This is a genomic window from Paenibacillus sp. PAMC 26794 (assembly GCF_000316035.1).
Taxonomy (GTDB): Bacteria; Bacillota; Bacilli; order Paenibacillales; family Paenibacillaceae; genus Paenibacillus.
Window position 1 is genome coordinate 1 of record NZ_ANHX01000080.1, and the last position, 17,864, is coordinate 17,864.

The window sequence follows — 17,864 nt, forward strand, 5'->3', positions numbered from 1 at the left end:
GTTACCTACTTCAGAGCAAAAGCGCTTGAAGTGCCATATAAGATGAACATTAAAGATCAAACGTTAACGGAGGTGACAGAACAAACGAAGGAAGCGGAGCGTTCGCCTTTATCCCCGGATTTTCCCATTCCAGATGGGATTCAAAAAAATCCGGGGATAACAGCGATCCGAAGTTGTTCTGTCACCGCAGTGGCTTAGTTGATCCCACTTATTCATCTTATATAATTGCCACTACATGCGCTTTTTGCGACCCACCATGATCCAAGCCCCACCCATAATCAACACAATCGCCACGAAAGGCTGGATAAAGCTCAAGCTGCTCAGCATCGTGCCAATCGACATCACGGCGAAGAACAGCAGTGATATAACCGTTAGAATGTTGATGGGGATCAGCAACCATTTGTTCCGACCACCGAACCAGTATAATTCAAACAAACCAACAGCTACAGCCAGAATGAAGCCCGGCCACATCGTACCCCAGTTGTTAAACAGCATGGCGATCTGACAGACAATACCGACAGTGAGCAACAAGCCACCAGGAACCAGCAGTCCAACCCCTCTGCCAATCATGGAGAAGTAGAGCCAGTGGAAGAACAGTCCTAGTGGAATCACGAATAACGTGGGCCAGAAGGTCGCAAAGATTGTACCCGGACCGAGTGAACCTCCCTGGTTCAGAATCAGGTACACGCCCAGCAAAATGAGAACAGGCGCAAGGATCGTACGTTTAGCCATAATATCTCTCCTTCTTAATACAAGATCAATTTTCCGAACGGTTGTATGTAGAGCAATTACTTTGTTATTCACAGCATACCATGAAATGGAAAAGTCTATCCTCCGTCTTTGGAGTTAAAATGAACCTAGACCAAAGTCTAGGTACGTAAATTTGAGAAACTATACTCCCTAGATGAGGGTGTAGTTGAACATACTAAAAACCCACTCTGCTGAAGAGTGGGTTCTGTCATTCTTTTTATCAACAGCGAAGCTTGTTATTTCACCACATCCGAATGTTTCTTGCCCCAGCTGTTCACACCGTCATCCTCAATAATGGATATGGCTGCGTCGGCGATGTCGGGGTTCGTCATCAACTTCTCCTGAATACGGAACTTGATGTCATCTGCATCAGCCAGGCTGAGTCCTTTGGTCAACTCAATCAGACCTTCAACATGATAATAACGGCCTTCCTGAATGATACGCATCATCTGAATGTCAGCAACGTGTGTGTCTGCCAGAATGGTTTGGGACACTTTGTCCTCAATATCCTGTGGAGCCGCTACCCCGATCAATCCGATCATATTATCGTAACCGACACGGAAGGCTACAGCGATCATCAGACATCCAATAATCGTTGTCACAATGCCATCGAGCAATGCAAAATTGGTCAATGCAATGACTACAACGGAGATCAAGGCGAGTGTCGCACCGAGTACTGCTACAACATCTTCGTAGAATACGAGACGGGTTGGTGGCGCAGCACGGCCTACATTTTTGATGGCAGCAGGGACCAAGGCCAATCCAGCGGCTTTGGGTGCGCGTGCTTCTTTTAGAATTTCCTTCATGGCTTTGATCAGGATGGCCCCGTCAATGACAATGTTCAGAACAAGCACTCCGATGTTAATCCAGAGACCGCCGGTATGACCAACAGGATGCTGCAAAAGATGGATGCCTTCATGGATCGTTTCATACGCCATAATGGTAACAACAATAACGGCGATCATACAGAAAATGTTGATGACCCGTCCGAATCCGGTCGGGAAGCGGCGTGTAGGTTTTTTTTCGGACAACACACTTCCGACAAAGACAAACCCTTGGTTAATGGCATCAGCGAGTGAATGCATCGCCGAAGCGAACATGGCACCACTGCCACTGAATAGGAAGGCTCCTCCTTTGCATACAGCAAGAACAGCATTACCTGCCATCGCTACGGCGGAGGATGTGTTTCCTTTTTTGACGAGAGACATAAAGCTCTCAGACTTCGGTTGTTCAGCCACTTCGGTTGTTCCTCCCAGATCAATGTATTAGGTGTAGAAAAGGCAGTTTATCTATACAGCATGTGCATTTCCACTAAATGTTATTATAACCGCTTTGACATATCCCAGCATTATGCAAAAAAGGTCATATCATCATGCGCATTTCAGTACTCGATGGCCTCCAAGGCACGTAAATTCCGGTTGGATTGTTCCAAAAGCTCCGTAAACGTTCCAGCAACATAATATACAAAATCAGGATCATGCACGTACATAATAATCTGTCCAACTGTTCCTTGCTCTGTCGGATCAAAGTCAAACATCAGATACAAGGACCCGCCTCCAAGCTTGCCAAACGTAACCCATTTTTTCTGAAAAAGGTAGGGTTTGATTCGGGGATCAAGCTCACGGATCTCTTCTTCGGTAAAATAATCATCCATGCGGTTCTCCACCAGCGTGGACTGCTCTTTTTGAATCTTTTCCAGGGATAACAGGTAAAATGGCTCGGACTCTCGTCCTTCCTCAAGGCTTGGGTACAAGACGTGAAAGCCATAACCGCTCCCATTTTTACGTTTATAAAATGCACGAAAATCAGCAGGTAAACGAATACCTTGCTCACGCTCGAATGCATCAAGCTGCTCATCCGTCACGCCTTCAAACTCGCGATATGCCTCCAAGAGCTCCCGGTTTCCCTCATCCTGTACCTTCTCCTCCAGCAACATATCCAGTTCATCCATCAATTCATATATACGCTGTTCTGGCATCCAATTCCCCTCCGTATGAGCTATTCAGATAATAAGGTGAGTGTATGCGAGCAAACTGTGCCTGATTTCACCTCATATTATAGTTATAATCCGGAAAAGCACACAAGAAACCGGAGTCCTTGCTTACGTACTACAATGGTCTCATTATTTAAAGGTGGTTGTTGCATATCAGCACACCTGTCTCCATCCCAATCGATTACGTACAACCATCATGACAGTCGGTCCTAACAACAAATAAAGCGTAGGTTACAGGGACAATCCCTGTAACTCACGCTAGTTATTTATCTACTATATAAATGAAACTAATCTTTTACACGAAAACGTAGAGGGCAGAAATAACCTGAAGAAGCGAAGTGTTCGCCTTTATCCCCAGATTTTCACCTTATATAAAGTGATTAAAAAAATCTGGGGATAACAGCGATCGGAAGGTTGTTCTGTCATCGGAGTATCGAGTGTGAATATTTTTAGTTTGTTTTATATAGTCCTCTTTAATCAAACTTCCAACAGGACAAGCTCAGGTTACCATACTGATAGGCTTTGAACAGGAGCGATGCCCGCTTGTTCTGATCACCCGCACCCATGGCGAGCAACAGCGGTACAAAATGCTCCGGCGTAGGCACGGCGGCTTGAGCTGAAGGTGCCAGTTTATCATAGGAGAAGAGAGACTGCGTATCCCAACTCACCAACTTGTCATGTAGCCAGTTGTCGAACTCTGATGCCCACGGGTCAACGCCGTCACTTTCCCAGTTCAATCGACGTAGATTGTGGACGGTTCCGCCGCTGCCAATGACAAGAATGTCTTGCTCGCGCAAGGAAGCGAGCGCCTGTCCAACCTGATATTGCTGCTCACCTGTCAGATAGCGATTCACGGACAAGGCAACTACGGGAATATCCGCATCCGGGTAGAGTAGGCGCAGAACAACCCAAGCGCCGTGATCCAGGCCACGAACGTCATCCGTTTGTACCGGAATCCCTGCTTCTGCAAATAAACGCTCCACTTCGGCAGTGGTTTCTGCCTGTCCTTGAGCCGGATATTTGATCTGATACAATTCAGGCTGGAAACCGCCGAAATCATAGATGGTCTCGTAATTGGCTACCGAGGATACAAGCTGAGTTGTGGATTCCCAGTGAGCAGAGAACAATACAATTGCTTTGGGTTTCGGCAGTTCCTGTCCAAGTTTTTGCAAAAATTCGGTGTACGCATTCTCCTCCAGTGCCAGGGATGGGGCACCATGAGCAATAAATAGAGATGGCATCATTATGAATTCAGTCCTTTCGAGTCTTCGGTAGTCAGATTTGCATCCGTCCGAAACCAGTGTTGAAATTGTTGATATAGAACGGGGGTCACCTGGTGTCCACCGTTGTAAGGTACATATGTGACGTGATTGGTGTGTTGACGGAAGAAATTGGCGTTATCTTCGCCCAGTTGCAGCGGGAATAGATGATCCTGATCTCCATGCGATATGAACACAGACAGCTCCGATTCGGGTTGCAGCTTGTACTCGTCTTTCACAAATTGCGGGATGTACCCACTCATCGCTACAATGCCTTTAATGGCATCTCCCATAATCAGCGATAAGGTCATCGCCATAATGGCGCCTTGGCTGAATCCGGCGATATAACGCCGCGTGGGATCAATAGCATATTGGGCCGACAGATCAACGATCAACTGTTGCAGTCCCAGCACGGAGGCATCATACAATTCACGAATGGGGTTGCCGATGCTTTTGATCTGAAAATAAGCATAACCACTACCCTGAACGATAGGCCCACGGATGGCAACAATAATAAAATCAGACTGCATAGGCTCCATTAAACGAAGCATATCCTGTTCATCTGATCCCATCCCATGTAAGGCGAAAATCACGGGATAACGTTGATCTGGATTGTAATTAGACGGTAATCGGACTTCATGTATATAAGGAGAATTCATTGAAAACACCACCTGATGAGGATTGAGTTAGATATATTGTTCTGATAATAAAGTTCACCAATATGAAAAAATATTCTTATTTATGAACAAAATTTATCACGGTTTCATTGTAGGGTCAATACTTTTTTTGTATGATGAATATATGTTGTTTATAAAAAAAAAGTTAAAAAAAGTTAATAGATAAGCCACTGAGATGGATTCATATTTTATTCCCGAGGACGTGATCAGGATGTTAAAGCGTATCGTGCCTATTTTGAGAATATTTGATGAAAATAAAGCTAGAGAGTTCTACCTTGAATACCTGGGTTTCCAATGGGATTGGGAACATCGATTTGAGCAAGATATGCCCTTATATATGCAGATTTCACTCGATTCCATCGTGATTCATCTGTCTGAACATCATGGAGATTGTACACCTGGAGCTGCCTTGCGCGTGGAAACGGATAACTTGGATACATTCGATGGTGCACTTCGTCAGAAAGAGTACAAACATGCGAGACCCGGTATAGAGGAGACCCCTTGGAATTCAAGGGAGATGACCGTGACCGATCCGTTCGGAAACCGGATTATTTTTGTTGAGGCAAGCGCCGGATAGATAACCTGAAGAAGCGACGCGTACGACTGGTGTTCGAAAATCAATAGAAGGGGAGGGACGTAATATGGATATTGGCTTGGCTATTCGTACGATTCGCAAACAGAAACAGATTACGATCATGCAGATGTGCGAGGGAACGGGGTTGTCCAAAGGTTTTATCAGCAACGTAGAAAATAACAAAACATCACCTTCCATTGCTACGCTTGAAAGTATTGCGGATTATCTGGAAGTGCCACTTCCCTATTTGCTGCTGACACCAGAGCAACGGATGAATGTGGTACGTAAGAACGAGCGCAAGGAGACGACAGCAGGAAGCGGACAGATCAAAGTGCAGCAGCTTACAGCCAAAGGTGCGATGCGTATGTCCATTGTGGAGTTACCGCCAGGTGCTTCGACCGGGGTGAGCAAACATGCCGGGGAGGAAAGCCATCTGGTGTTGCAGGGCAAGATTCGTGCGGAGCAATGCGAAGATGTGGAAGTTCTTGAAGTGGGTGATTCGTTTACCTGGAATGCGATCGTGCCTCATGAAGTGACCAATATCGGTGAGGAGCCTGCAGTGGTGCTCATTGCGGTGTCCAAGGAATTGGGTCTGGATCATTTGTAAAATACAAAAAGGACGGCTCCCAGGTCATGAACATGCGAACCTGCATACATGTATAATGGGAAACGTCCTTTTTTATATTTCTAACGAACTGAGCGAGCCCTATTAGATGATTTTAAGCAGATATCGAGATGTAACGAATCTCAGACGCTTTATTTCACTGCTGTGTGTGTAATTTGGCTACATTCCACAGACTTCTGGCGAAATAACGTCGCAGAGATTCGTTACGTTTCTCATTTCCTGCATATGACAACAATAGGGTGCGAGAAGTTCGTTAGAAAAGACAGAGGCTCTGTTTATTGCGGATTGGTCGTCCAGATGCCTGCTGCTTTGACAAAGACACGGTCCGACAGTTTGAGCGTTGCGAGTGCAAGTTCAGCTACATCTTCCGCTTGCATCATGCGATCTTCGTCGCCAATTTTCAGTCCGGCATTGGTCGCAAGCTCCGTATTGACTGTACTTGGTGTCAGTGCGGTCACGCGAATGTTGGACTTACGCACTTCCTGCATCAGAGATTCGGTCATGCCGAGTAGCGCAAACTTGGATGCACAGTATGCCGAACCTGTAGCGAATCCGCGTTCACCTGCAGTGGAAGCAATATTGATAATGCTGCCGCTACTTTCCTTGATCATGCTTGGAAGGACAGCGCGTGTAACGTAATATGTACCCATAACGTTAACATGCAGGATGCGCTCCCACTCTTCCGGCTCCATCTCCATGAACGTCCCGAACTTTCCGATCCCCGCATTATTGATAAGGATATCCACCGCACCGAGTTCCATCTCGATGGCTGCTACAGCGGCTTCCGCCTGCGTGCGATCCGAGATATCTGCTACAGCACTGGTTACTTTCACACCGTATTCTTGACTCAGAGACTGTTGCAGAGCCTGAAGATCTGAAGCGGTACGTGCAATAAGCCCGAGGTGTACACCTTCTTTGGCAAGTGCTTCAGCGATCGCACGGCCGATACCTTTACCGGCACCTGTGATGATAGCAGTTTTATTTTTAAGTTCCATGTGGGTAATTCCTCCTTAGAATTGGACTGGCATCTGATTATACTATATTACCCACAGTTCGGAAATTTGCTTCATCACTATTTGGTAATCTCGATGCTGCCAGAAGAGGTACGGGCCTTGATCACTTCCCGGCTTACCATTGGGGATTCAGGTACATCGATACTTCCGGAAGTAGCCTTAGCATCGTAGATTCCGTCAAAATCAGGTGCAGCTTGAATGAAAATATCTCCTGATGTTCCAGACGCATTAATCGGGGCGGAATGGGACTGTTCAATATGAATGCTACCCGAAGTGAATTGAACATCGGCTGCGCCGTTTAATTCAGTAATCTCAATATCTCCTGATTTAATCTTACTGTTTACTTGACCGACTACCTGATCAGCAGTGAAGCTTCCGGATGTCTGTTTCACGGTCATGTCTCCATTAATCATGGAAGCGTTAATGTCACCAGAAGTTAGAACCAATTCAATATTGGGCGCCTTGATGTTTTCCAGACGTATGGAACCTGAGGTGTTGTTCAGCTCAAGCTGATTGGCATTTAGACCTGTCAGATCCCAGTCACTTGAAGAGGAGTCCAGCTTAACCTCATTTAATTGGTGTCCTTCAGGCAGGGCAACCGTTATTGTGGAGTCTTGATCATTCCAATACAGGGTGAAAAATTGCAATCGATCACGTGCTGTCTGAGACAGTTGGAATGTGCCGTTAGATAAAGTGGCTTGTTCGAAGCTTTTGACTACGGCAGGGTCCCATTTGCCATCCACTTCGATATAACCATTCGAATCCGGGCTTACAACAAATTCAATATCTGCACTGAAACTCGCATTCATGACAATGTTCTGCAATTCATCTTCTTTGAAATCCCATCGTTTGGAGTAATGCTCTCGTTCATCCCCAAACTGAACGCCATAGATGGATGTTCCGAGTAAACCTATTCCGATACATATCACGGCAAGCGCAAGCCATTTCTTGGTACTCATGCAGAAACATCTCCTTTCATTGTGTTTTTATTCCATTTCATATATTGAAGAGTGACGATTTTGAAGGCTCTAAAGACATACTTTGATGCGATGGCAAAACAAATGCCGACACCAAATGCGCCAATCGCAACGAAGATCTCTGCTTTATCGAGTTGGCTCAGAAATACGAAATCCACAACCGCTGCCACAGGAGCCAATACCAGTAAGGACAGGCTGGCGAGCGTAAGCCATACTGACCACATCATGAGACCAAGAGGGATACCAAGGATCAGATTCAGGAACAACAGGCCGATGGCCGTGAAGAAGTTGCGAGTGGCTCTGGTGCTATTTCTAGGTGACCGCATGTGGCGATACGTCGGTGCATAGAACGCATCTGAACCCGGGGTATGCACGTCATAACGATCACCCAGTGCTTCCTTGGCGATCTCTTCCGGCTGTCCGAGTTCCCGAGCGATCTCTTCTTCCAGTCTGCCTTCTCTGAGTCCAAGCTCGAAATGTTGATCATAATCTGCGAGCAATTCGGCCCGTTCCTGCGGTTCCATCGGCCGTAGATGAATTTCCATGGCCTGCATAAATTGTTGTCTATTCATTTTGAATTCCTTCCTCAATCAGATTTGCAACATTGCGCACAAAATCATTCCACTCTGTCGTCAGTGCCGTCATGTAGTCGCGACCTGTATCGGACAGTCGGTAATACTTGCGCGGCGGGCCTTCAGTTGATTCTTGCAGATAGGTGGTGCAGTAACCGTCATTTACAAGCCGTCGAAGCAAGGGATACAGTGCACCTTCAGCAACTTCGATATGTTTGGAGACCGCCTGAGCCAGTTCGTAGCCATACCGATCCTGGCGGTTAATTAATACCAGGACGCACAGCTCCAATACTCCTTTTTTGAACTGGATGTTCACATTCACACAGGTTCCTCCTTAGTAGCTTCATTTATCGCTAGTGTATATTGTTCAGTAGTGGTGAAGTCATCATAGCATCCAGTACTGTTTAATGCAAGGTAGTGACTTTAAAATAGTTCCGTATCACGATTGATCGATAATAAGTTCGTTTAATACTGATGAGCAGCTGAAGCTGTCTGTTTGGCTATAATTCAGCATACGCAAAAACCGGATCGGTTACTTCCGTCTGGAGGCGGATTCCGATCCGGTCTGTGAGATGAACTTTTGTTTCTTTGGTTTACAGGTTAATCGCTAAATGTCGGTTATTCTTGTGCATCCAGAACTTTAAGGTCTTCCACAGCAGGGCCCTCAATGACATGGCCTGCATAATCGAAGCGGGAACCATGGCATGGGCAATCCCAAGAGCGCTCGCCCACGTTCCATTCGACTTCGCAACCCAGATGGGTGCAGGTGGTATCCACCAGAAACAGCTTGCCACTGGTGTCCTTGTAGGCGCCAGCACGTTTGCCATTATGACGAACGACGGCTCCTTCGTCATCACCAATATCGCTAACCTTTTTGTGCACAATGCCTACTTTACCGGAGATTAATTCCTTGGCTACATTCATATTTTCCACAATAAAGTGCTTCATACCAGGATCGGCCTTGAATCTTGCCGGATCGAATATGGCAGCATGAGGGTTGTCACGTCCAGTGATGCGATCCGCAAGAAGATGTCCTGCCATCGTGCCAGTCGTCATCCCCCATTTGGCAAACCCGGTCGCCACATAGACTCGTTCATGTCTTCCGGTAATCGGTCCAATGTAAGGCACCTTGTCGATGGAGATCAGATCCTGCGCTGACCAGCGAAAAGGAATGTTGCGGATGCCAAATGTCTCCGCTGCGAACTGCTCCAGGCGTTCATAATGACCGAAGGTGCAGATACCTTGCCCGGTTTTATGATTTTCGCCGCCAAAGAGGATAAGTTCCTTACCATCATGTAAGACGGTACGCAAGGAGCGGTACGGTGTATCGTCCGAGATGTACATGCCACCCGCATAGGCTTTCTCCGGTTCGACTAATACAGCGTAGGATCGTTCGGCGTGTAATCGTGTGAAATAAAATCCGGGATCATAGACGGGAAAATGAGAAGCCACGACAATATGTTCCGCTGTTACGGATGGGCCATCTCCATAGGTTCTGACATGCAGGGAAGCATCTTCCTCCACATCGGTTACAGTGGTGTGCTCATAGATGCGAACCCCTTGTTTCACAGCAGAATCGAGCAAGTAGTGCAGATAAGCCAGCGGATCAAAGCGTGCCTGACCCGGCATGCGAATGCCTGCTCTGGCTGGGACTGGAATAGGGAGGGGATCGACCCACTCACCAGGGATATTGAGTTTGCCATAGGCGGTCAGCTCGATCTCCAGTTTTTTAATGTTTTCCTCCGACTGAATATAGACGTAGGCATCTTCCTCTGCCCACTGGCAATCAATCTGTTTTTCCTGCACCAGATTACGCATCCATTTCGCGGCATCGGCATTGCCTTCATAATACATCTGGGCCTGTTCTTGTCCGAAGTGATGCATAATTTCATCAAATATGACGCCGTGCTGTGCAGATACCTTGGCCGTGGTATGTCCGGTCGTGCCATCCAATACTTTTCCAGCCTCTAGTACGACCACACGCATACCCGTCTGTGCCAGCAAATAGGCTGTAGTAATGCCGGCAATACCGGCACCAATAATCGCAACATCCGCGGTGATATCTTCAGTCAGTTTAGGATAGGCGTCGAATTCATGCGTAGCACGCCACAGTGATTCGGGGACCGGGGGCAGACCCGTCTTGGGCTGCTGATTGTCGCTCATTTTTTTTCCTCCTTGATTATCTTCAATCTATCGAATGGGATGTTGTTCAGCGCACATTTTTGTACTCTTATTCATGATTGCCAGACTATGCCAGGAAAAAACGGTGTTATTCAGATTTTGCAGAGAGGATGTTCACAATTTCCTGCGCAGAACCTCTGTTTTTTTTGTTAAACATGCTATATGATAAGATTACCGAAACCGTTTTAGGTTTTGAAAAGGAGATCGAGTTTTACAGCTGTAAATGCTTATTTTAGAAGGATTAATACATCTATTGGAAGAAAGAAATCAACCGAATTTGTATCCGTTTTTTTCTGATAAATGTATTCGCTATCATTTTAATTAACTACCGATAACCAAAGGAGATTCCATATGACGACCAACCAAACGAAATATCCGTTTCAAGATACAGCACTAGAGTTAGACACCCGTGTAAAGGATCTTGTATCCCGCCTGACTGAGGATGAAAAAATTGAATCCATGCTGCAATATCAGCCGGCAGTAGAACGCTTGGGTGTGCCTGCATACAAACACGGTACAGAAGCGGCCCATGGCTTGGCCTGGCTTGGAGAAGCAACATCTTTCCCACAACCGGTGGGGCTAGCATGCACATGGGATGCGGATCTGATGAAGGAGATTGGCTCCGTGCTCGGAGACGAGGCACGTGTATTTTATAAACGCAATCCGGCAGTGAACGGTCTTACGCTGTGGGCACCTACAGTGGATATGGAACGTGACCCGCGCTGGGGACGGAATGAAGAGGCGTATGGTGAAGATCCGGAACTGACAGCCGAGCTGACGACAGCATTGGTCAAAGGAATTCAGGGCGACCATCCGAAGTATTACAAAGCGGTCGCTACCTTGAAGCATTTTCTTGCGAATAATAACGAAGTTGATCGTGGAAGCGGTTCGTCCAGCATTGATCCGCGCAACATGCGTGAATATTATCTGAAGGCGTTCGAGAAGCCATTTAAAGAAGGCGGCGCACAGTCCATGATGACGGCGTACAACTCCATTAATGGTACGCCAGCATTGTTGCATCCTTTTGTGAACGAGATTGTCAAAGGCGAATGGGGAATGGATGGTTTCATTGTCAGTGATGCAGGTGACGTAATGGGTATCAAGAACGATCATAAATACTATGAATCTCACACACCAGGTACGGTAGAATCCGTGAAGGCAGGAATTGATAGCATCACGGATGATGCTGAGCTGTCCAAACAGGCACTGCGTGAAGGATTGGAACAAGGTACACTCACGATGGATGACATCGACAAAGCGTTGTTTAATACGTTCCGTGTGCGTTTCCGTCTGGGTGAATTCGATCCGGAAGAAGGCAACCCGTACGCTGCTATTGGTGAAGAGTCCATGATGACGGAGAAATCAAAAGAACTGTCGCTCAGAGCTGCTAGAGAACAAGTGGTATTGCTCAAAAACGACAAAGGCACACTGCCGCTGGACAAAACCAAAGCAAGTAAAGTGGCTGTGATTGGTCAATTGGGCGGAACGGTCTATCGTGACTGGTATGCAGGCACCATGCCGTATAACGTATCCCCGCTTGAAGCAATCCGTGGCAAAGTAGGCAACGACAAAGTGACGTTCAAGGATGGAAATGATCGAATTACGTTAACTTCCGTAGCCAATGGGAAGAAGATTGGACTGGCGGATGGTGAGAAATCACCTGTCATTGCTTCGGGAGAAGCGGAGACGTTCATGGTTTCCGACTGGGGCTTCGGAAGTTATACCTTGCAGGCGGAAAGCAACGGCAAATATCTGACAACAGATGAAGAGACCGTAACGGCTTCCGCAGATGAAGTGTATGGTTGGTTCGTGAAGGAAGTATTCCACCTGTTGCCACAGCAGGATGGTAGTGTAGGTCTGACCACATGGAATGGCAAAACGGTGACTGCACCTAATGGCGGAAACGATGCATTCGCGGTGTCCGAAGAACTGAAGACCTTTGGTGCGACAGAGACATTAAAGCAGGATGTGGTTGTGAATGGACTGGAGGAAGCGGTAGCAGCTGCCAAAATTGCAGAAACGGCAATTGTTTTTGTCGGTAACAATCCGCTTATCAATGGTAAAGAAGAGGTTGACCGTCCAAGTCTGGATCTGGCCGAATCCCAGCAACGTCTGGTTGAGGCGGTCTATGCCGCGAACCCGAACACGATAGTTGTCATCGTGGGTAGTTATCCATTCACATCCAATTGGGTTCAGGAGAACATCCCGGCGGTATTGTATACTTCACACGCAGGACAGGAACTGGGTAACGCAGTAGCTGACGTATTGTATGGCGAATACGCGCCTGCTGGCCGTCTGAACATGACATGGGTGCAATCAGCAGATCAACTGACCGACATCAAGGATTACGATATCATTCAATCCGGTCGTACGTATCAATATTTTGAAGGCAATGTATTGTATCCGTTTGGACATGGTCTGACGTATGCAACGTTTAAATACAGCAATTTGGAACTTAGCCCAGCTCAAGTGGGTACAGAGGGCAACGTTACGGTAACTGTAGATGTAACCAATACGGGTTCAATCGCCAGTGACGAGGTTGTACAGTTGTACGTTCGTGCAGGCAAATCCCGGGTGAAACGTCCACTCAAAACGTTAAAAGGATTCCGTCGTCTTCATATCGAAGCGGGAGGTACAGCGAAAGTCAGCTTCACCTTGCCTGTTCTGGAACTGGCAATCTGGGATGTAACTCGTGATCGTTATGTCGTGGAAAGTGGAACATACTCCATTATGGTTGCCAAGTCATCCTCTGATGTTCAGCTGGTTGCAGACCTGACGGTAGAAGGAGAGACAATCCCTGCTCGTAATCTGGGTGTGGCTACTCGTGCCGAGAATTATGACGCTTACCTGGGTGTTGACCTGGATGAGAGCAAAGAGGGTGGAAGTGCTGTCCGTGTAGTTGGAGAGCAAGGATGGATTGCTTTCAAGGATGCCGATCTGGGTAGTGGGGCAGCAGCAATTGAAGCTCGTGTATCCGCAGAACAAGCAGGCGCTGTATTGGAAGTTCGACTCGGTTCACCAGACGGTACGCCCGCAGGACGTGTGGAACTGGCACAAGGTGAAGCCCAGCAGTGGTCTACCGTGAAGGCGGAACTCACAGGTGCATCAGGTGCACAAGATGTATACATTGTGCTGTCCGCAGGTGTACGTATCAGTCACTTCGAGATTCGTTAAGTCAAATAGCTCATGAAAAAGCCTCCGAACTCATTCGGAGGCTTTTGTTTGTTGTTTGCTATCAAACGCATTTTTTATTTTCTATCAAACGTATTTTTATTTTCCGTCAAACGTAATCATTTTTTGCACAAATTGCTTCAATTGTTTGTTGGTTTCATTCAGCTGCTCAATTGTGCTCATAAAATTGTTTACGAGCTCAGCCTGCTCTTGGGAGCTTGCAGTGATCTCACCAAGTTCATTCTCCATGCCTTGAATGGATTGCCGTACCGAGAGAAGAGAATCTTCAATACGGGCCGTTGCTTCCTTGGTATCCACAGACAGTTTGCGAATTTCTTTGGCAACAACGCCAAAACCTGCACCTGCTTCCCCTACACGAGCAGCTTCAATGGCTGCATTCAAGCCGAGCAGATTGGTTTGTTCGGAGATTTCACGAATGAAACTGGCGACCTGAGTTACATTTCCTGATTTCTGTACGGCTTGTTTGGAGTTGTTCCGGATCTCTTCGGTTGTGGCACTGAGTTCCTCGGAGTGTGCAGCTACATGCTGTACACTGTCAATTAACTGGTTAGTCAGATTTTCGGTAGCATCCATGAGCTGTTGCAGCTGATCCTGGTCATCCATACTGTAGAGCAAGTTAAACAGGGCGATGACTTCACCTTGTTCATTTTTAATGGGGATAAAAGCTACGTCAAACGGAACACCGAATAAATCTTTAGGGTAGTGATCGAATCGCTTGACTGTACCGCCGTTGAGATCAGCAAAATTTCGATTTACATCCAATAGAGGGTCGCCGGGTTGATAATTCAGTTGCTTTAACGATTCCCCTGCTGAGAAATATAAGAATTTTTCATGATCAATAACGGAGAGGGTTACATCCTGACGAATCGTATCTCGAAAGAAAGGCATACATGTAATTAATGCTTGAACAATATCCATATAAAAGATCATTCCTCCCTAGTTACCTGATGTAAACAGTTAAATTTTAAATGCTAAATTACTAACTACTTATATAATATATCGTCATGCAATAGAGAAGAGAATAGAGAGAATGGATAAAACTTATTTCTTTAAAGAAGGCGGTTATACGCCAAAAAGACACGAGTCCTCTGGGGGGACCCGTGTCTTGCTAATTAGTGATGGGGGATAAAATTAATGTTTACAGCATACTGAGCTGTATCGTAACGACCTTTTGAGTGTCTAGTGTTGCACTGACATCAATCAAACGTTGATTCCGACTGCCGCGGAAGGGCAGGGAGATATCACGCTCTGCTTCAACGTATCGCCCGTCGATAATGACATCGCACAAGCGGGCAAGCTCCGCTCTCGCAGGGTCGGTGACCAGCTCTTCATATTCGAATCCCGTGTAGGCCCATACCGTCAGATCAGGACGTGCAGCACGGAGCTGCTGAACCCAAGACGTACATTCTGCTGCCGAGAAAAAGGGATCACCACCACATAACGTAATGCCATCCAGCAACGGATGGGTCGTCACTTCATGCAGAATCTGCTGCTGCCGCTCCTCTGTAAAGGGCTCACCCGCTCGAAAGCTCCATGAATCCGGACTGAAGCAGCCCGGACAGGCGTGTCGACATCCGCTGATGAACAACACGGCACGCAAGCCTGTCCCTTCATTTATCGATTCCGGGATGTAACCATATAGATTCACCGGTGTTTCACCCGATCCCGCACTTCGGCCTGCTTCGCAGCATTGAAGCGTACTTTGTAATCTCCGGTCAGATAGCCGGTTACGCGGCGTAACCGCTGGAAGTGTACATGGTTCTCGTGGGCTTCACAGCCTGGGCAGACATCCCCGATGACGCCTTCATAACCACATGCAGGGCAGCGATCAATCGGATGATTAATCGAGAAATAACCGATATCCTGCGCCAGTGCATACTGCACAATTCGCAGGAAAGCTGCGGTGTTGGCTCGAACGTTCCCATCGAGCTCCACATAGGATATTGCTCCTGCGTTACATAACGTGTGGAACGGGGCCTCCAGTTCAATCTTCCGATAAGCTGGAAGGGTATGATAGACCGGAATATGGAATGAGTTCGTATAATACTCCCGATCATTAACTCCAGCAATGAGGCCGTATCGCTCTCTGTCAATCTTCGTGAATTTGCCCGACAACCCTTCAGCAGGTGTGGCAAACAGTGTGATATTCAAGTTATGCTGCTCGCTCATCCGATCACAGAACTCTCTCATGTTCCGAATTATGTTGAGCGCTTCGCGATGCACATGGGGGTCCTGCCCATGATGGCGCCCATACAGAGCTGTCATACATTCTGCGAGACCGATAAAACCAAGAGATAACGTTCCGTGCTTTAATAGATCGGCAACGGGCTCGTTCGGGCCAAGCTGTTCTCCACCTTCCCATACACCCTCCCGCATCATGAAGTCCGATGCCTTGGCAGGCTGTGCTCTCTGAATTCGGTAGCGATGCAGCAAACCGGAAGCGGCATTATGCATAACCGATTCCAAAGCAGTATAGAATCCGGCCCGGTCAGCGACAGCTCTGGCACCTTGGCAGATGCCATACCGGATGCCCAGCTTGACAAGGTTAATGGTGTTGAAGGACAGATTACCTTTACCACTTTGACGATTGCGACCAAACCGGTCAGCCAGTGTACGTGTGCGGCATCCCATAGTTGCGATGATCGTATCCGGATCTTCCGGATGATAGAAAGGCAGATTGAAAGAGGCATCCACATTGACAAAGTTAGGATACATCCGCCGGGATGAACAGGTGACTGCGAGCCGGAACAAATCATAGTTCGGCTCTCCTTGAGCCTGATTGATCCCCTGTTTACATTGGAAAATATGTTGAGGGAACACGGGAGTCTCCCCGTTGCCCAGGCCACGAATGGTTGCTTCCAGCAACGAGCGTGATACCAACCGACCTTCCGCTGATGTACATAATCCATAGTTCAGTGAAGTAAATGGAATCTGACCCCCTGCCCGGCTGCTCATCGTATTCAGGTTATGAATCAGTGATTCAGCAGCTTGTCCTGTCTCCAATTCAGTCTCTTCATAGGCGAAGGCATATGCCCGCGGACATTGATTCTTCGCTTCGATGCTATCCAGATGAAGCTGTTCATCCCCGATCAGAACATTTTCACCAAAGAGCCGTTGCCCTTTGCGGTAATGTTTGCGGAACGATCGCTGTACATAAGGGGCCAAATCCCAGTCAATCTTATTGGCCGATACACCGCCATATTGACTGTTCTGCTGGGATTGGAAGATGATCGCAACCAAGGCCATTGCAGACATGATCGTCTGAGGTGTGCGAACCGATCCGTTGCCTGTATTGAAACCCGCAGCAAGGAGACGGTCAAACGGGATAAAGATGCAGTTGGTCGTTCCGAGTGCATACTGATCCAGATCGTGTACATACAGATCCCCGTTCTCCACAGCTTGGGCAAGCTCTTCCGGCAACACATGACGCAGAGCATGCCACTTGGCTGTCTCCGAACCGAGCCTGCTCATCTTACCGCTGAAGGAGTCCCCGTTCAGATTCGCATTTTCTCTCAGCGTATCGGCGTCTTCTGCGCCAATAATTCGTCTTCCCAGGTCGGATAATAGATCGGATGCCGGTGGAGTGGCATACTCAAGCATATTCATGTAAGGTTCCTCCTAAAATGATTTTGGGTATCATTCAATTCACGTTAAATACTATATGTAGATTCATATTATCCATTTATAAACTATATGTGGTTTTTTGGGTGTGATAATGATCACACAACTTACTGGACCAAGTGGACTTTCCTTTAATTGCTGCGGATAAAGGTTTCCAAAGTCTGAGTAGAAGCGTATAATTTCTAGTTATCCTGCAAGGATAATATTCGAAGTTGGGCAAGATGGACTTTAATCCATCTGAAAAGGCGATTAGCAAACCATTTTCGGTTGTTAAACCATCAACTCAAGACCTGCTTTTGTCCGAAAACGGGCTATCGGCAGGGAGTATGATTCTCTTTTACTTCTACGGTGTTAATCATATAAGTATAGATTGTGACAGCTATTCGGATTCTTGATGAACCCTTGTACGTGATTAAACATTCTGATATAC

At 47.0% G+C, this 17,864-nt stretch carries 17 protein-coding genes; 4 read left to right on the plus strand and 13 right to left on the minus strand.

What is annotated here, in order from left to right; all coding sequences use genetic code 11:
- Nucleotides 1–198 (plus strand): hypothetical protein (locus D829_RS33860; RefSeq protein ID WP_036662343.1); only part of this gene is annotated, 198 nt, incomplete at its 5' end.
- Nucleotides 199–231: 33 nt separating this feature from the next.
- Here the strand turns inward: D829_RS33860 and D829_RS0125780 are convergent.
- From D829_RS0125780 to D829_RS0125800, 5 genes are all read right to left on the minus strand, one after another.
- A complete protein-coding gene (locus D829_RS0125780) occupies nucleotides 232–732 on the minus strand; it encodes a hypothetical protein (RefSeq protein ID WP_017691802.1) in 501 nt (166 codons plus the stop codon).
- Between the two features lie 254 nt (nucleotides 733–986).
- Nucleotides 987–1,988: a cation diffusion facilitator family transporter gene (locus tag D829_RS0125785; protein ID WP_017691803.1), complete on the minus strand. Its 1,002-nt coding sequence runs from the start codon at nucleotides 1,986–1,988 to the stop codon at nucleotides 987–989.
- Nucleotides 1,989–2,131: 143 nt separating this feature from the next.
- Nucleotides 2,132–2,728, minus strand: a complete 597-nt coding sequence (locus D829_RS0125790) for an SMI1/KNR4 family protein (protein ID WP_017691804.1) — start codon at nucleotides 2,726–2,728, stop codon at nucleotides 2,132–2,134.
- Nucleotides 2,729–3,216: 488 nt separating this feature from the next.
- The gene (locus tag D829_RS0125795) at nucleotides 3,217–3,987 is read right to left on the minus strand and encodes a class III extradiol ring-cleavage dioxygenase (protein ID WP_017691805.1); all 771 of its coding nucleotides are present in this window, start codon (nucleotides 3,985–3,987) and stop codon (nucleotides 3,217–3,219) included.
- Nucleotides 3,987–4,661, minus strand: a complete 675-nt coding sequence (locus D829_RS0125800) for an alpha/beta hydrolase-fold protein (protein ID WP_017691806.1) — start codon at nucleotides 4,659–4,661, stop codon at nucleotides 3,987–3,989. The genes D829_RS0125795 and D829_RS0125800 overlap by 1 nt, the downstream gene beginning before the upstream one ends.
- A 229-nt stretch (nucleotides 4,662–4,890) precedes the next feature.
- On the opposite strand from D829_RS0125800, the gene D829_RS0125805 reads away from it, so the two are divergent.
- Nucleotides 4,891–5,256, plus strand: coding sequence for a glyoxalase superfamily protein (locus D829_RS0125805; protein ID WP_017691807.1), 366 nt, complete (start codon nucleotides 4,891–4,893; stop codon nucleotides 5,254–5,256).
- Between the two features lie 64 nt (nucleotides 5,257–5,320).
- A complete protein-coding gene (locus tag D829_RS0125810; protein ID WP_017691808.1) occupies nucleotides 5,321–5,860 on the plus strand; it encodes an XRE family transcriptional regulator in 540 nt (179 codons plus the stop codon).
- A gap of 293 nt (nucleotides 5,861–6,153) precedes the next feature.
- Here D829_RS0125810 and D829_RS0125815 read toward each other — a convergent pair whose 3' ends face one another.
- The 5 genes from D829_RS0125815 to D829_RS0125835 form a co-directional block, all read right to left on the minus strand.
- Nucleotides 6,154–6,873 (minus strand): 3-ketoacyl-ACP reductase, encoded by a 720-nt coding sequence (locus D829_RS0125815; protein WP_017691809.1) that lies wholly within the window; start codon nucleotides 6,871–6,873, stop codon nucleotides 6,154–6,156.
- A 77-nt stretch (nucleotides 6,874–6,950) separates the two neighbouring features.
- Entirely contained in the window at nucleotides 6,951–7,850 is a 900-nt protein-coding gene (locus D829_RS0125820) for a DUF4097 family beta strand repeat-containing protein (RefSeq protein ID WP_017691810.1), read from the minus strand.
- Nucleotides 7,847–8,440, minus strand: coding sequence for a DUF1700 domain-containing protein (locus tag D829_RS32675; RefSeq protein WP_017691811.1), 594 nt, complete (start codon nucleotides 8,438–8,440; stop codon nucleotides 7,847–7,849). Before D829_RS32675 ends, D829_RS0125820 begins: the two co-directional genes overlap by 4 nt.
- The gene (locus D829_RS0125830; protein ID WP_017691812.1) at nucleotides 8,433–8,762 is read right to left on the minus strand and encodes a PadR family transcriptional regulator; all 330 of its coding nucleotides are present in this window, start codon (nucleotides 8,760–8,762) and stop codon (nucleotides 8,433–8,435) included. Before D829_RS0125830 ends, D829_RS32675 begins: the two co-directional genes overlap by 8 nt.
- Before the next feature lie 296 nt (nucleotides 8,763–9,058).
- Nucleotides 9,059–10,603 carry an FAD-dependent oxidoreductase gene (locus D829_RS0125835; protein ID WP_017691813.1) on the minus strand — a complete coding sequence of 515 codons (1,545 nt, stop codon included), beginning with the start codon at nucleotides 10,601–10,603 and terminating at the stop codon, nucleotides 9,059–9,061.
- Nucleotides 10,604–10,972: 369 nt separating this feature from the next.
- Between D829_RS0125835 and D829_RS0125840 the strand changes: the two genes are divergently transcribed.
- Nucleotides 10,973–13,795, plus strand: a complete 2,823-nt coding sequence (locus tag D829_RS0125840) for a glycoside hydrolase family 3 C-terminal domain-containing protein (protein WP_017691814.1) — start codon at nucleotides 10,973–10,975, stop codon at nucleotides 13,793–13,795.
- Between the two features lie 96 nt (nucleotides 13,796–13,891).
- Here the strand turns inward: D829_RS0125840 and D829_RS0125845 are convergent, their stop codons facing one another.
- From D829_RS0125845 to D829_RS0125855, 3 genes are all read right to left on the minus strand, one after another.
- On the minus strand, nucleotides 13,892–14,731 hold the full coding sequence (locus D829_RS0125845; protein WP_017691815.1) for a methyl-accepting chemotaxis protein: 840 nt from the start codon (nucleotides 14,729–14,731) through the stop codon (nucleotides 13,892–13,894).
- 220 nt (nucleotides 14,732–14,951) lie between these two features.
- Nucleotides 14,952–15,461, minus strand: a complete 510-nt coding sequence (gene nrdG, locus D829_RS0125850; protein WP_017691816.1) for an anaerobic ribonucleoside-triphosphate reductase activating protein — start codon at nucleotides 15,459–15,461, stop codon at nucleotides 14,952–14,954.
- Nucleotides 15,458–17,413, minus strand: a complete 1,956-nt coding sequence (locus D829_RS0125855; protein ID WP_152417147.1) for an anaerobic ribonucleoside triphosphate reductase — start codon at nucleotides 17,411–17,413, stop codon at nucleotides 15,458–15,460. Before D829_RS0125855 ends, nrdG begins: the two co-directional genes overlap by 4 nt.
- Nucleotides 17,414–17,864 lie beyond the last annotated feature (451 nt).